The sequence below is a fragment of the Marixanthomonas sp. SCSIO 43207 genome (assembly GCF_019904255.1).
Taxonomy (GTDB): Bacteria; Bacteroidota; Bacteroidia; order Flavobacteriales; family Flavobacteriaceae; genus Marixanthomonas.
Window position 1 is genome coordinate 301,548 of the sequence record NZ_CP063203.1, and the last position, 13,906, is coordinate 315,453.

12 protein-coding genes are annotated in these 13,906 nt (G+C 34.9%); 8 read left to right on the forward strand and 4 right to left on the reverse strand.

The genetic code is table 11. The features are described from left to right. Positions 1-10: 10 nt before the first annotated feature. Both ubiE and INR76_RS01445 read left to right on the forward strand, forming a co-directional pair. Positions 11-748 carry a bifunctional demethylmenaquinone methyltransferase/2-methoxy-6-polyprenyl-1,4-benzoquinol methylase UbiE gene (gene ubiE / locus INR76_RS01440; protein WP_223108883.1) on the forward strand — a complete coding sequence of 246 codons (738 nt, stop codon included), beginning with the start codon at positions 11-13 and terminating at the stop codon, positions 746-748. Position 749: 1 nt separating this feature from the next. Further along, positions 750-1,457, forward strand: a complete 708-nt coding sequence (locus INR76_RS01445) for a porin family protein (protein WP_223108884.1) — start codon at positions 750-752, stop codon at positions 1,455-1,457. Here INR76_RS01445 and INR76_RS01450 read toward each other — a convergent pair. After that, entirely contained in the window at positions 1,444-2,169 is a 726-nt protein-coding gene (locus INR76_RS01450; RefSeq protein ID WP_223108885.1) for an RNA methyltransferase, read from the reverse strand. The genes INR76_RS01445 and INR76_RS01450 overlap by 14 nt on opposite strands. A gap of 36 nt (positions 2,170-2,205) precedes the next feature. Between INR76_RS01450 and INR76_RS01455 the strand changes: the two genes are divergently transcribed. The 3 genes from INR76_RS01455 to accD are packed head-to-tail and all read left to right on the forward strand — an operon-like array spanning position 2,206 to position 6,757. Beyond that, complete coding sequence (locus INR76_RS01455) at positions 2,206-4,761, forward strand: BamA/TamA family outer membrane protein (RefSeq protein WP_223108886.1); 2,556 nt, start codon at positions 2,206-2,208, stop codon at positions 4,759-4,761. Between the two features lie 43 nt (positions 4,762-4,804). Beyond that, positions 4,805-5,872 carry a class II fructose-bisphosphate aldolase gene (fbaA, locus tag INR76_RS01460; RefSeq protein ID WP_223108887.1) on the forward strand — a complete coding sequence of 356 codons (1,068 nt, stop codon included), beginning with the start codon at positions 4,805-4,807 and terminating at the stop codon, positions 5,870-5,872. Between the two features lie 18 nt (positions 5,873-5,890). After that, positions 5,891-6,757 carry an acetyl-CoA carboxylase, carboxyltransferase subunit beta gene (gene accD / locus INR76_RS01465; RefSeq protein ID WP_223108888.1) on the forward strand — a complete coding sequence of 289 codons (867 nt, stop codon included), beginning with the start codon at positions 5,891-5,893 and terminating at the stop codon, positions 6,755-6,757. Positions 6,758-6,804: 47 nt separating this feature from the next. Here accD and INR76_RS01470 read toward each other — a convergent pair whose 3' ends face one another. The 3 genes from INR76_RS01470 to INR76_RS01480 form a co-directional block, all read right to left on the reverse strand. Next, positions 6,805-7,185: a heavy-metal-associated domain-containing protein gene (locus tag INR76_RS01470; protein WP_223108890.1), complete on the reverse strand. Its 381-nt coding sequence runs from the start codon at positions 7,183-7,185 to the stop codon at positions 6,805-6,807. A gap of 27 nt (positions 7,186-7,212) precedes the next feature. Continuing rightward, positions 7,213-9,450 carry a TonB-dependent receptor gene (locus INR76_RS01475; protein ID WP_223108892.1) on the reverse strand — a complete coding sequence of 746 codons (2,238 nt, stop codon included), beginning with the start codon at positions 9,448-9,450 and terminating at the stop codon, positions 7,213-7,215. A gap of 102 nt (positions 9,451-9,552) precedes the next feature. After that, positions 9,553-9,966, reverse strand: coding sequence for a hypothetical protein (locus INR76_RS01480; RefSeq protein WP_255592742.1), 414 nt, complete (start codon positions 9,964-9,966; stop codon positions 9,553-9,555). Between the two features lie 169 nt (positions 9,967-10,135). Between INR76_RS01480 and rpsO the strand changes: the two genes are divergently transcribed. From rpsO to proC, 3 genes are all read left to right on the forward strand, one after another. Next, positions 10,136-10,405: a 30S ribosomal protein S15 gene (gene rpsO, locus INR76_RS01485; RefSeq protein WP_223108894.1), complete on the forward strand. Its 270-nt coding sequence runs from the start codon at positions 10,136-10,138 to the stop codon at positions 10,403-10,405. Positions 10,406-10,607: 202 nt separating this feature from the next. After that, positions 10,608-12,821: a polyribonucleotide nucleotidyltransferase gene (locus INR76_RS01490; RefSeq protein WP_223108895.1), complete on the forward strand. Its 2,214-nt coding sequence runs from the start codon at positions 10,608-10,610 to the stop codon at positions 12,819-12,821. Positions 12,822-13,093: 272 nt separating this feature from the next. After that, entirely contained in the window at positions 13,094-13,894 is an 801-nt protein-coding gene (gene proC, locus INR76_RS01495; RefSeq protein WP_223108897.1) for a pyrroline-5-carboxylate reductase, read from the forward strand. The last annotated feature ends 12 nt before the right edge of the window (positions 13,895-13,906 follow it).

Consider the following 13,906-nt stretch of genomic DNA (forward strand, 5'->3'; position numbering starts at 1 on the left):
TGTTACCGCTATGAATTCAGAAAAAAAAGTAACTCCTTACAAAGACTCTGCTGAAAACAAAAAGCAGCAAGTTGAAAAAATGTTTGACACCATTTCTGGGAAGTATGACGGCTTAAACCGCGTTATTTCTTTTGGTATTGATGTTAAATGGAGAAAAAAGGTAATAAAAATGGTTGCCAATACAAACCCGGAAAGCATTTTAGATATCGCAACCGGAACAGGAGACCTTGCCATTCAGTTTGCTGAAAAAACCCAAGCTTCAAAAATTATTGGTTTAGACCTTTCAGAAGGGATGCTTTCGGTAGCTCAAAAGAAGGTAAAAAACAAAAGCTATGAAAAAAACCTTTCCTTTGTAAAAGGAGATTCTGAAGCGTTGCCATTTGAAGACAATTCTTTTGATGTTATTACAGTTTCCTTTGGAGTGAGAAATTTTGAAAACCTTGAAAAAGGCCTTTCTGAAATTTTACGAGTATTAAAAAAAGGAGGACTTTTTGTAATCTTAGAAACATCGGTACCTACCAAATTTCCTTTTAAACAAGGATATACAATTTATGCAAAAGGCATATTACCTTTGATTGGTAGTATCTTCTCAAAAGATAAGGTTGCTTATAAATATTTAAGTGAAAGTGCATCTATTTTTCCTCATGGTGAAGCTCTCAACAATATTTTACGTAAAATTGGGTTTATAGAAGTGAAAAATAAACCACAAACTTTTGGCGTAGCCACTATTTACACAGCTACTAAATAATATGAAGAAACTATTTTTTGTACTTGCCATTCTACTATTTGCTGAAAGCGCACACGCACAACTATTTGACAAAGAGCGATTGGCAAACCGAGAAACATTTGATAAACGATTTCTTACGTGGGGATATTTTTTAGGATTTAATAGTTATGACTTTAAGTTTGAGTATAAGAACGAAAATCCAAATAACAGAACCGATATTCTTGTAGAAGGAGATGCAGGTTTTAATGTTGGTCTAGTGGGTGATATGCGTATAAACAACTATTTTAACTTAAGACTAGAACCTGGTCTATATTATACTCAACGCAATCTACGTTTCCCTGGTTTTGAAGATGAAAAAGACATACTGCGTGAGGTAAAATCAACTTACATTCACGTTCCGTTATTGCTTAAGTTTTCTACAAAACGTATAAATAATTTTAAGCCCTTTATTGTTGGTGGTATTTCCTCTTCGTGGAATTTATCTAGTAATGAAGACAACCCTCAAGACAATTCTGCAGGAGAGTTTAGAATGACCAAGGGGACCAATTATTTTGAAATAGGCTTTGGTGTAGATTTTTACTTATACTACTTTAAGTTTACCCCATCAATACGAGGTGTGTTTGCTACCAGCGATGAATTAGTAAGAGATCAAGACCCTAACAGCCCTTGGACAAGTAACATAGAACAAATGTCTACACGAGGTATCTTTATCAACTTTACCTTTCAATAGAACGCTTCAATTCACTTAATAAAATAGCCGTTGCAGTTGCTACATTTAAACTTTCGGTAGTTTGATTTCCAAACTGAGGAATGCTTATTTTTTCGGTAATTAATTTTTCAATTTTTTCTGAAATGCCATTTGCTTCATTTCCCATAACAAGTATAGCATCTTGTAAGAGGTTTTGCGTGTATACGTTTTTGCCTTCCATAAACGCTCCATAAACCGGAAGTGAACTTTCTGCAATAAATTTTTGAATGTCTGTATAACAAATAGAAACTCGAGCCAAAGAACCCATGGTAGCTTGCACCACTTTTGGGTTGTAGCAATCTGTAGTATCTTTTGAACAAATGAGCTGGGTGACCCCAAACCAATCACACAATCTAATTATCGTCCCCAAATTCCCCGGATCTCGCACAGCATCCAGTACAATGGTTAACCCTTGATTTTTAATATGTTTTTCTGAAGGTATTTTAAAAACGGCAAGAGAAGTATTGGCTGTTTTTAAAGAACTTAATTTTTGAAGCTCTTTTTGAGACACAAGAAAATGGTTTTCTTTGCTACTTTCAGTTTCTTGTACAGAAAAGAAAGAATGAAGTTCAAGCTGTTCTTTAATTAACTCTGAAATAACTTTTGGGCCTTCAGCTACAAAAAGTCTGTATTTTTCTCTGTACTTTTTTTGCTGTAAGCTCGTTATTAGCTTTATTTGACTTTTACTTGGCAAATTATAGTATTTTTGAAATTAAGTAAACCTAAACCTTTGACCCAAACCCTCACAAAAATAGCATTATTTTTAGGAGTAATTACCCTGTTTTTATCCTGTAATGCCGTTAAGCGTGTACCGGACGATAAATTTCTGCTTACTGAAAATATAATTATTGTTGACAGTCTAGAGATAAAAGACAATCGTGTGTACAGCCAGTTAAAACAAAAACCAAATCCCAAAATACCTTTAATAGGAGTTCCTTTTGGTTTGCATATTTATAATTTAGCAGATCCCTATCCAGATTCTACTTTTCAAAAGTGGTTACATAAAAACCCTAAACGGGAAGAACGTTTAATAAAGTTTATTTCAAAAAAACAGGTAAACCAGCTAGGCAACAGCTATGTAGGTCTTAACAGATGGCTTCAAAAATCTGGAGACGCACCTGTTATTATTGACAAAGAAAAGGCAGATAAATCTGCTGAACGTCTGGAACGTTACTACGCCAGTTACGGTTATTTCAACACAGAAGCTAGTTATAGTATTAATCCGCTTGAAAAGAAAAAGAAACGAGCAACAATGACCTACAATGTAAAGAGGTATCAACCCTATATTGTAGACTCCATAACCAAAGAAATTGCTTCACCTGTAGTTGATTCGCTGTTTAAAGAAACTATAAATAACACCTTTATTAAACCTGGAAAACAGTATGACGCCAATGATTTTGTTGATGAACGAGATCGATTAACAATTCAATTCAGAAATTCTGGTTTGTTTCATTTTGACCAAGATTATGTGGGTTTTGAGGCAGATACCGTAAACACTGGTCACAAAGCCAATATAAAATACCAAATTCCTAATAGAGAAGTTACAAAAGGAGACAGCACATACACAGAGCCTTTTAAAGTGCATACAGTTAATGAAGTACGCATTGTTACAGATTTCAGCTATGAAAATAGAAATAAAACCCCAACAGATTCTGTTGAGTACAACGGCTATAAGCTGTATAGTTTTGAGAAGTTAAAATATACCCCAAAAGCCATAACAGATGCAATATCGATAGCTCCAGATTCAATTTTTAAAGATATTGACAGAACTCTTACTTACAATCAAATTAATGATTTAAAAGTATTTAAATATCCAAATATTAGCTATCAAGACGATCCACGAGATTCAACAGGAACCAAGCTAATCTCTACCATACTTTTAACACCTAGAAAGAAATATAACTTGGGGGTAGACTTTGACGCTTATACCTCAACAATTCAACAATTTGGCATTGGTTTTAGCTCAACATTTTTAATTAGAAATGTCTTTAGAGGAGCTGAAATTTTAGAAATTTCAGGAAGAGGAAGTGTAGGTTCTTCAGCAGATAAAAGTGGCGGCTTTTTTAACACTTCTGATGTAGGTGGTGATGTAAAATTATCGTTTCCACGTATTTTATTTCCGTTTAATACAGATTCGTTTATCAAAAAATACATGTCTCCCTCTACTGAAATAAGCCTTGGTTTTAGCGCTCAAAATAACATAGGTCTTGACCGTCAAAACATCAACGCTATTTTTAATTATAGATGGAAACCTTCCAAAATACGAACCAATCAATTTAATCTAGCAAACATTCAATACGTTCGAAATTTAAACACAGACAACTATTTTAATGTGTATAAAAACACCTATCGACGTTTAAATGAAATTGCTCGAGAAATAGGCTATGACTTTGACGATCCAACTCCAGATGACCCTAGACTTGGCATTCCTGATGAAGCTGAGCAATTTATAGATGACATTTTGGACCGAAACACTTCAAGCTCGGTATCTCGTGATATTTATAGTGAAGTTTTAGGCATTGCCGAACGAAAATTCAGATTAACTGAAGACAACCTTATTTTTGCCTCCAATTTTACCTGGACACGCGATACTCGTGAAAATATTTATGACAATAGTTTTTCTCGTTTACGGTGGAAACTTGAGAGTGCCGGAAACTTTTTGTCACTTGCCTCTAGAGCAACAGGACAAGAAAAAAACGCAAATGGCAATTATGAAACTCTTGGCGTAGCCTACTCTCAATACATTAAAGGAGAGACAGAATACATCAAACACTGGGAGCTTAACGATGACAACATTCTTGCCGTAAGAGCTTTTGGCGGTATTGCTGTGCCCTACGGAAACAGCAACAGCATTCCATTTACCCGCAGTTACTTTGCAGGTGGAGCCAATGATAACCGCGGATGGCGTGCGTATGATTTAGGCCCCGGAAGCAGCGGCGGGATTTTAGATTTTAATGAAGCAAATTTCAAGTTAGCTTTTAATGCAGAATACAGATACACCATTCTAGGAGCGTTTAAAGGTGCTTTCTTTGTTGACGCAGGTAATATATGGAATGTGTTTGATAATGAAGAAAGAGAAGCTTTTAAGTTCAATGGCATTGAAGATATAAAAGAGCTTGGTGTAGCATCAGGATTTGGGTTGCGATATGACTTCGGTTTTTTTGTACTTCGTTTTGATATTGGTTTTAAAACTCACAACCCGGCAAGAGCTGTGGGTGAACGATGGTTTAAAGATTATAACTTTAAAAATGCGGTTTATAATATTGGCATAAACTATCCCTTTTAACCCGTTAAAAATTCTTATTTTTGTTCTTAAAATAACGTAAACTATGAATCATTCCATTCAACCCGGTGTAGCTACCGGACGCGAAGTTCAAAAAATACATCAATACGCTAAAGAAAAAGGGTTTGCTATGCCGGCTGTAAACGTAGTAGGCTCAAACACTATAAATACAGTTTTAGAAACTGCTGCAGAATTAAATTCTCCTGTTATTATTCAGTTTTCAAACGGAGGGGCTTATTTTAATGCCGGTAAAGGTTTGAACAATGAAAACCAAAAAGCAGCAATTTTAGGTGGCGTTGCAGGAGCAAAACACATACACGATTTAGCCGAAGCTTATGGCGCAACTGTAATTCTACATACCGATCACGCAGCCAAAAAATTATTACCCTGGATTGACGGTTTACTTGATGCTGGTGAACAATTTTATAAAGAAAAAGGAAAACCGTTATACAGTTCGCACATGATTGATCTTTCTGAAGAACCTCTTGAAGAAAACATAGAAATTTCAAAAAAATACTTAGAGCGAATGAGTAAGATGGGAATGACCCTTGAGATTGAACTAGGTATTACCGGTGGTGAAGAAGACGGTGTAGACAACACAGGAGTAGACTCTTCAAAACTTTACACACAGCCCGAAGAAGTTGCCTATGCCTATGAAGAACTTATGAAAGTAAGTGACCAATTTACTATTGCAGCTGCTTTTGGAAACGTACACGGAGTTTATAAGCCAGGAAACGTAAAATTAACTCCTATTATTCTTAAAAATTCACAAGAGTACGTTCAGAAAAAATATGACACTAATCACAATCCTATTGATTTTGTATTTCACGGCGGAAGCGGTTCTACAGTAGAAGAAATACGAGAAGCAATAGGTTATGGTGTAATAAAAATGAATATTGACACCGATTTGCAATATGCTTTCAATGAAGGTGTTCGCGATTATATGGTCAACAATATTGATTATTTAAAAACACAAATAGGAAACCCTGAAGGTGATGATGTTCCCAACAAAAAATATTATGACCCAAGAAAGTGGTTACGCGAAGGTGAAATTTCATTCAAAAAACGACTGAAAAAAGCTTTTGAAGACCTTAACAATGTAAATACATTATAAACTTAAATCTCCTCAACTATGTCTTGGTTTAAAAGAACAAAAAAAGGAATTCAAACCCCTACGGAAGAAAAAAAAGACGTACCAAAAGGTTTATGGTACAAGTCTCCTACCGGGAAAATTGTAGATTCTGAAGAGTTGGAAAATAATTTTTACGTAAGCCCTGAAGATGGCTATCACGTAAGAATAGGAAGTAATGAGTATTTTCAATTACTTTTTGACGATAATAAGTACAAAGAACTAGATAAAAACCTTGTTGCAAAAGATCCATTAAAATTTGAAGACAAGAAAAAATATCCTGATCGCCTAAAAGACGCACAGAAAAAAACCGGTCTTAAAGACGCTGTAAGAACTGCCGTTGGAAAGTCTATGGGGAAAGAGATTGTAATTGCTTGTATGGATTTTAGTTTTATAGGTGGCTCTATGGGAAGCGTTGTAGGTGAAAAAATTGCACGTGCCGCAGACTATTCGCTTAAAAAGAAAATTCCATTTATGATTATTTCAAAAAGTGGTGGAGCACGAATGATGGAAGCTGCTTTTTCGCTTATGCAAATGGCAAAAACAAGTGTAAAACTAGCTCAACTTGCAGACGCAGGAATACCTTACATATCATTATGTACAGATCCTACAACTGGAGGAACAACCGCTTCTTTTGCCATGCTAGGAGACATTAACATTAGCGAACCTGGTGCTTTAATTGGTTTTGCCGGTCCTAGAGTAGTAAGAGATACCACCGGGCAAGAATTACCTGATGGTTTTCAAACTGCTGAATTTGTAAAAGATCATGGCTTCTTAGACTTTATCACACATCGTAAAGATTTAAAGCTTCGTATTAATCAATATTTAGATTTAATACTCAATAGACCTATGAGAGAAGCTACAGCATAAAAAAAGCAGCCCAATCGGGCTGCTTTTTTAGTATAACACATTTTGGTTTACTCGTCATCTTTTTCTGTCTGTGATTTTGGTTTATGGTCATCCTTAACCACTTCATCTCTATATCTACAACAAGGATGCACACTATTATAGGCTTCATCTGTAGCTTTTAAATTTTCTACATCGTGACCAACTGCCAGTACACTTTGCGCAATGGTATTTAACGCTGTTTTCTCTTCATTATAAATTAATTTAAGTTCATGAGTTTGAACATCCCAAATTGCGCTTTTAACGCCCTTGGTTTTAATACTGGCCTTTTCTATTCTTTCTTTACACATCTCACAAACACCATCTACTAAAAGTGTTGCTCTTGCATTTTTGTTTTGAGCAAAGGTTAATGTGGTAACTAACAAAATAATTAAACTTACTATATTTTTCATAATTGTATTTTTTAAAATTTAATATTACTAATTAATTCTATATCGTATTCCTGCGTAATAAAGACTACCAAAAATAGGTCCGTATACAAATGTGCTATCAAAGTTTGAACCAAACGGATTTTCTGCACCCAAAATAGGGTTGTTTTGTCTTACATTTGTTATATTCTCACCTCCTACATAGATTTCAAATTTTGGCGAAAACACCTTTGTTATTTGCGCATTTAAGGTATTAACTTCTGGAGAAAAATTTGGTAACTGAAACTGTATAGGGTTATTTTCAGTTGACGGAAAACGTTGTTTCCCTAACCAATTGTAGGTTGCATCAAACTTCCATCGACTATTATTTTTAACAGGCGTTTGATACGAAACATTGGCAAAAAATCGATGTTGTGCAGTTAATGGCTTTATCTTTTTTCCGGTTTGATATTTAGTTTTTATATCATAGTATTTATATGCTAAACGCGCATCAAAACCTTCAAATAGATTATAATTAAATTCGGTTTGAAAACTATTTGCAAAACTTTCATCTTCTAGGTTGTAAAAAGAAATTTCACGAGGATTTTCCCAGTCTACTACAACTTGATTTTGAAAATCTGTTCTGTAATAATCAAAGGTTACATCTGCTTTATTTCCGAATAAATTAAAGCCTTGGAGATAAGACACGCCATAATTCCAAGCTATTTCTGGCTCTAAACCGTAAATACTTCCTTCAGAAGATGGGTTTATTCTAATAACTCTTGAGGTTGAAAATAGGTTTTGATTTTCGGCAAAAATGTTTGCTGAACGTTTTCCTCTTCCTATAGATGCTCTAAAGGCAGATTTATCCCAAGGTGTATACTTTACATGAAGTCTTGGTGTTACAAAAAACCCTAATCTATTATGATTATCTACTCGCATCCCTGCAGTAAGATTTATATTTTCTAAATCGTCAAAATTGTATTCAAAAAAAGCTCCTACAGAGTTGTCAATGCGGTTGTAGGTAGTAGTTTCAACCAGTTCATCATATTTATCATAAGTAAAGCTAATACCTGTTTTAATCTTATGTCTAGAATCACTGATGATTGAATTATATGTAAAGTTTGAATATATACTATTGTGTTCAATATTGTAAGTACGCAACCCAAAATAGGAATCTTGTTGGTGATTGCTGTAAGCAAATTGCAGTCCTGCACTTCTCCATGGCAATTCTGGGTTTACATACCCAAATTTTCCTGAAATGTCATACCGCTCAGTATTAATCTCACTTCCCCAAGCATTGGTAGTTAATTTGTCTGTTTCCGGGTCAAAATCTAACTCTCCTGTTTGTTTTTCATCGTTGAGATACCTGAAGTTGAAAAAACCTACAAAGCCTTTTTCAGTGTCTGTATACTGCCAGCGATTCATCACATTTACTTGATTATACAAAGGCATATCTAGAAAATTGTCATCATTCACATCATGTTCTTTTTGATGGGTATTTCCGTGCAAATAAACCCCTGTACTCCATTTATCATTAATTTTTGTATTAAAATGCGTATTAAGTTCTAAACGCTCACTACTTGCACCGTATAGGTTTACAAATAATTTATCATCATTTGTTGGTTTTTGCAACTCTGCGTTTATCTGTCCTGCGATACTTTCATATCCATTTACAACACTTCCAGCACCTTTGGTTATTTGAATACTTTCTACCCATGTTCCAGGCGTGAACGTTAAACCATAGGCTTGAGCTGCTCCCCTAACAGTCGGGATATTTTCCATTGCAATAAGGATGTATGGACTGGTAAGTCCCAACATTTTTATTTGCCGTGTACCTGAAATGGCATCTGCAAAGTTTACATCAATAGATGGGTTGGTTTCAAAACTTTCAGACAGGTTACAACAAGCAGCTTTGAGCAATTCATCACTACTCACGTTAATAACATTCTCTGCTTCTATGTAGGATCTTGAAGTAGCTTTTTTTCTTGCAACCAGCGTTACTTCATCTAAGTTACTTTTAGAACTTAAGGTTGCTTTAATTTGTTTTGAAGGATTTGTAACTTGTATGGTATCTGTTGTATAGCCCACATAACTCACAATTAATTTTTTGTAGGAGTGTTTATAGGAAATAGAAAAATCACCGTCAAAGTCTGTCACCTCCCCCACTTCGGTACCCAACCAATAAACGTTGGCTCCAGGAAGTGGATTATTTGTTTCTTTTTCATATACCACGCCTTGCACTTTGTCTTGAGAAAATGCGAAACAAGTAATAAGAAAAGTAAAAAAAGTGATTACTAATTTTATCATTTTTTGATTTTAAAAATTTATAAATAAGCTTAAAATAGATGTTGTTTCACTTAAATCTGTAAAGGAAAACACCTAGTTAAATGGCGGTTATAAATTTTAAAATCAAATTAAAAACACTTGATTACAGACCTGAATATCTGTTATCAAGATAGGTGAAGTATAATTTTTATGCGGAATTACTTGTGAAGATAAATCCTTAAATAGATGAAAGTAGGTTCCTGTAAAAGCAACCAAAAACAGTTGCTGTTCATAGTCTAAATCATCAAACTTATAGGTAGCAGCATCTTGTCCTTCAACAATATTTACCACATCATTACAGCATTCTGGCTGTACAATTTGATCATTTGAAGTATCGGAGCAAGGCTCTTTACTACATTTTTCTACTGAAGAAAACACAGATGAGTCTATAAGAAAGTCTCCGCAATAATGTTTTTGTACAGCAAAAGAACTGGTAGACAGTAAAATTAATACTGCCAACATTAAAGAAGAAAACTTATGTAAAATCTTTATTTTCACAGCACAAATTTAATAAATTAAAAACAATCTTTATCAAATTAAAAACAGCTTTATATTAAAATAAAAAAACAACCCCTATAACAATGCTATTATGCTTTTTTAGCGTATATTTGCCGCCTGATTACCAGAGTGGTAATCTGTACATAAAAATCATTTTAATAATATTGGCATGTATTTAACCAAAGAAGAAAAAGAAAAATTATTTAAAAAACACGGTAAGTCTGAAAAAGACACGGGTTCTACAGAAGGTCAGATTGCACTTTTCACTAAGCGTATTGACCACCTTTCAAAACATTTAAAAAACAACCAAAAAGACTTCAATACAGAGCGCTCTTTGGTAAAAATGGTAGGTAAGCGTAGATCACTTCTTGATTATCTTATGAAAAAAGATATCATGAGATATCGTGCAATAGTTAAAGAATTAGGATTACGTAAATAATTTTTAAGGGGCTTTTTTAGCCCCTTTTTAAGTTTCAGACGTTAAATTTTGAAACTTTTTCTACTGAAAAGTAGAACATATAGAAAAAGCTACACTTTAGTTTTTCATTGGTCACCACAACAACACAACCTTTGCTCGATAACCGAGCAACGACCAATTTTAACTGCACACTTTCTGGTGTGCAAGAATGAAAAACAAAAATATGATACCTAAAGTATTTAAAGAGGTTATAGACCTTGGCGACGGTAGAGAAATTTCTATCGAGACCGGAAAATTAGCAAAACAGGCACACGGTTCTGTTGTTGTAAAATCTGGTAATTGTATGTTATTATGTACTGTAGTTTCAAACTACAAACAAAGTGATGTAGACTTTTTACCATTAACAGTAGATTATCGTGAAAAGTTTGCCGCTGCAGGTCGCTATCCAGGTGGTTTCTTTAAAAGAGAAGCAAGACCTAGTGATGGTGAAGTTTTAACAATGCGTCTAGTAGATCGCGTACTACGCCCACTATTCCCAAAAGATTATCACGCCGAAACACAAGTGATGATTCAATTAATGTCTCACGACGATGATGTAATGCCAGATGCAATGGCAGGTTTAGCCGCTTCAGCAGCTATTCAACTTTCAGATTTCCCTTTTGAATGTGCCATTTCAGAAGCTCGTGTAGGTCGTGTAAACGGAGAGTTTATCATTAACCCAACTAGGTCACAACTTGAAGAGTCTGATATTGATATGATGATTGGCGCATCTGCAGATTCTGTGATGATGGTTGAAGGTGAAATGAAAGAAATTAGTGAAGAAGAAATGGTTGAGGCCATTAAATTTGCTCACGAACACATAAAAAAACAATGCGAAGCACAGCTTAAACTTGCTGAAGCATTTGGAAAAAAAGAAACTCGTGAGTATGAGCCTGAACGTGAAGATGCAGACTTAGAAAAGAAAATCAAAGATATGGCGTATGATAAAGTATACGCTATTGCAAAAGGAGGTTCAGCAAAACAAGAGCGTGGAGCAGCCTTCGCCGAAATTAAAGAAGAAATTATAGCTTCTTTTACTGAAGAAGAACTTGAAGATTTTGGTGATTTGGTTTCAAAATACTATAGCAAAGCCGAAAAAGCCGCAGTAAGAGACCTAACACTTAACGAAGGTTTACGTCTTGATGGAAGAAAAACAGACGAGATAAGACCTATATGGTGTGAAGTAGACTACTTACCTTCTACACACGGTTCTGCAGTATTTACAAGAGGAGAAACGCAAGCCTTGGCAACAGTAACACTTGGTACTTCAAGAGAAGCAAACCAAATAGATATGCCTAGCTTTGAGGGTGAAGAGACATTCTATTTACACTACAACTTCCCCCCTTTCTCTACCGGAGAAGCTCGCCCAATTAGAGGTACCTCTCGCAGAGAAATAGGTCACGGTAACTTAGCACAACGTGCTTTAAAAGGAATGATTCCTGAAGATTGTCCTTATACCGTTCGTGTTGTTTCAGAAATATTAGAATCTAACGGTTCTTCATCTATGGCAACCGTTTGTAGTGGTACAATGGCATTAATGGATGCCGGTGTAAAACTTAAAAAACCAGTTTCAGGTATTGCAATGGGATTAATTAGTGATGCCGAATCAGGAAATTTTGCCGTATTAAGTGATATCCTAGGTGATGAAGATCACTTAGGCGATATGGATTTTAAAGTTACAGGTACTGCAGATGGTATTACTGCTTGTCAAATGGATATAAAAGTTAAAGGACTTTCATATGAAATTTTGGTAAAAGCTTTAAAACAAGCTGCAGACGGAAGGTTGCATATTCTTGAGAAATTAACTGACACTATTTCTGCACCCAATGCAGATGTAAAATCACACGCCCCAAAAATGGTTACTGTGAGAATTGACAATGAATACATTGGTGCATTGATTGGCCCAGGAGGAAAAGTAATTCAAGAACTTCAAAAAGAGACAGGAACTACCATTGTAATTAATGAAGACCCTGAAACTGAAGAAGGAGTTGTTGAAATCCTTGGTACAGATCAAAATGGAATTGACGCTGTATTGGCAAAAATAGACGCACTTACTTTTAAACCTGAAGTAGGAAGTGTATATGAAGTAAAAGTGATAAAAATTCTTGATTTTGGAGCCGTTGTAGAATATGTTGAAGCTCCTGGAAATGAAGTTTTATTACACATTTCTGAACTGGCTTGGGAACGTACAGACAATGTTACCGATGTTGTAAACATGGGTGATGTGATTGATGTAAAATATTTCGGGTTTGATTCTAGAACTAAAAAAGAAAAAGTATCTAGAAAAGCTTTGCTTCAAAAACCTGAAGGTTATAAAGACAGAAAAGGTGGCGGAAATCGAGACAATCAAAATAAAGGTCGAGATAATCGCAATCGTGACAATAAAAGAAGAGACTAACAAGTTCTTTTTTAATAAATTAAAAACGCCTTCAATTGAAGGCGTTTTTTTTCTGCCATATTAGCAGAAATCCCTTTTTGTCATATAAATACTGTCATTTCTGCATTTACTGTTTTTTCTTAAAAAAATTAACAATTATTTAAACAAAATCGCTTAAGCCTTGTTTTTATTAGGTTTATCGGAATATAAACTCAAATTATTCCGAATAATTGAAATCTTTCCTATTCTCGTATGATACTTGCGGCTATTAGTGCAAACAATTAAATAAAATTATGAAAGTATTAATGATAGGCGCAGGAAATATGGGATTAACCTACGCCGAGGGTATGGCCCAATCGCCCTATTTAAATAGAAGAAACTTAATGATATTTGACGTTTCGCCAGAAAAAACTGAAGCGTTAAGTGCCATTCCGCATTTTGATGCCTATGAAAAATTAGAGGACTGTTTACCAAAAGCAGATGTAGTTTTTGTAGCCGTTAAACCTTATCATAGTGATGAATTATTTGCTACTATGAAAGAACAAGTTAATGATCAACAAGTTTTTGTTTCATTAATGGCGGGTGTCACAATTGAAAACATTCAAAAAGGGTTGGGCGTTAAGAAAGTTATTAGAACTATGCCTAACCTTCCAGCCAAAGTGGGTAAAGGAGTAACTTCTTTTACAGAATCTAAAGAAGTAAGCCGTATTGAGTTAATTATGGTACGCAACCTACTAGACACAACCGGTGAAGCAATACACGTTGAAAATGAAAATTTTGTAAATGCTTCAACAGGTATTTCTGGAAGCGGCCCAGCATATGTATTTTATTTTATGCAATCTATGCTAGAAGCAGCTTTAAAGATGGGTTTTTCAGAAAACGACTCAAAGGTATTGGTATCACAAACGTTTGAAGGAGCCGTTGCATTATTTAACGACTCAGACCTATCACCTACCAGTTGGATGGATAGAGTAGCTTCAAAGGGTGGTACAACGCGTGCTGCGCTAGATAGCATGGAGGATAATAACATTAAAGAATTAATTAAAGAAGCTGCATACGCAGCATTTAACCGAGCAACAGAGCTTGGAAAGTAAACTAAATTAAAA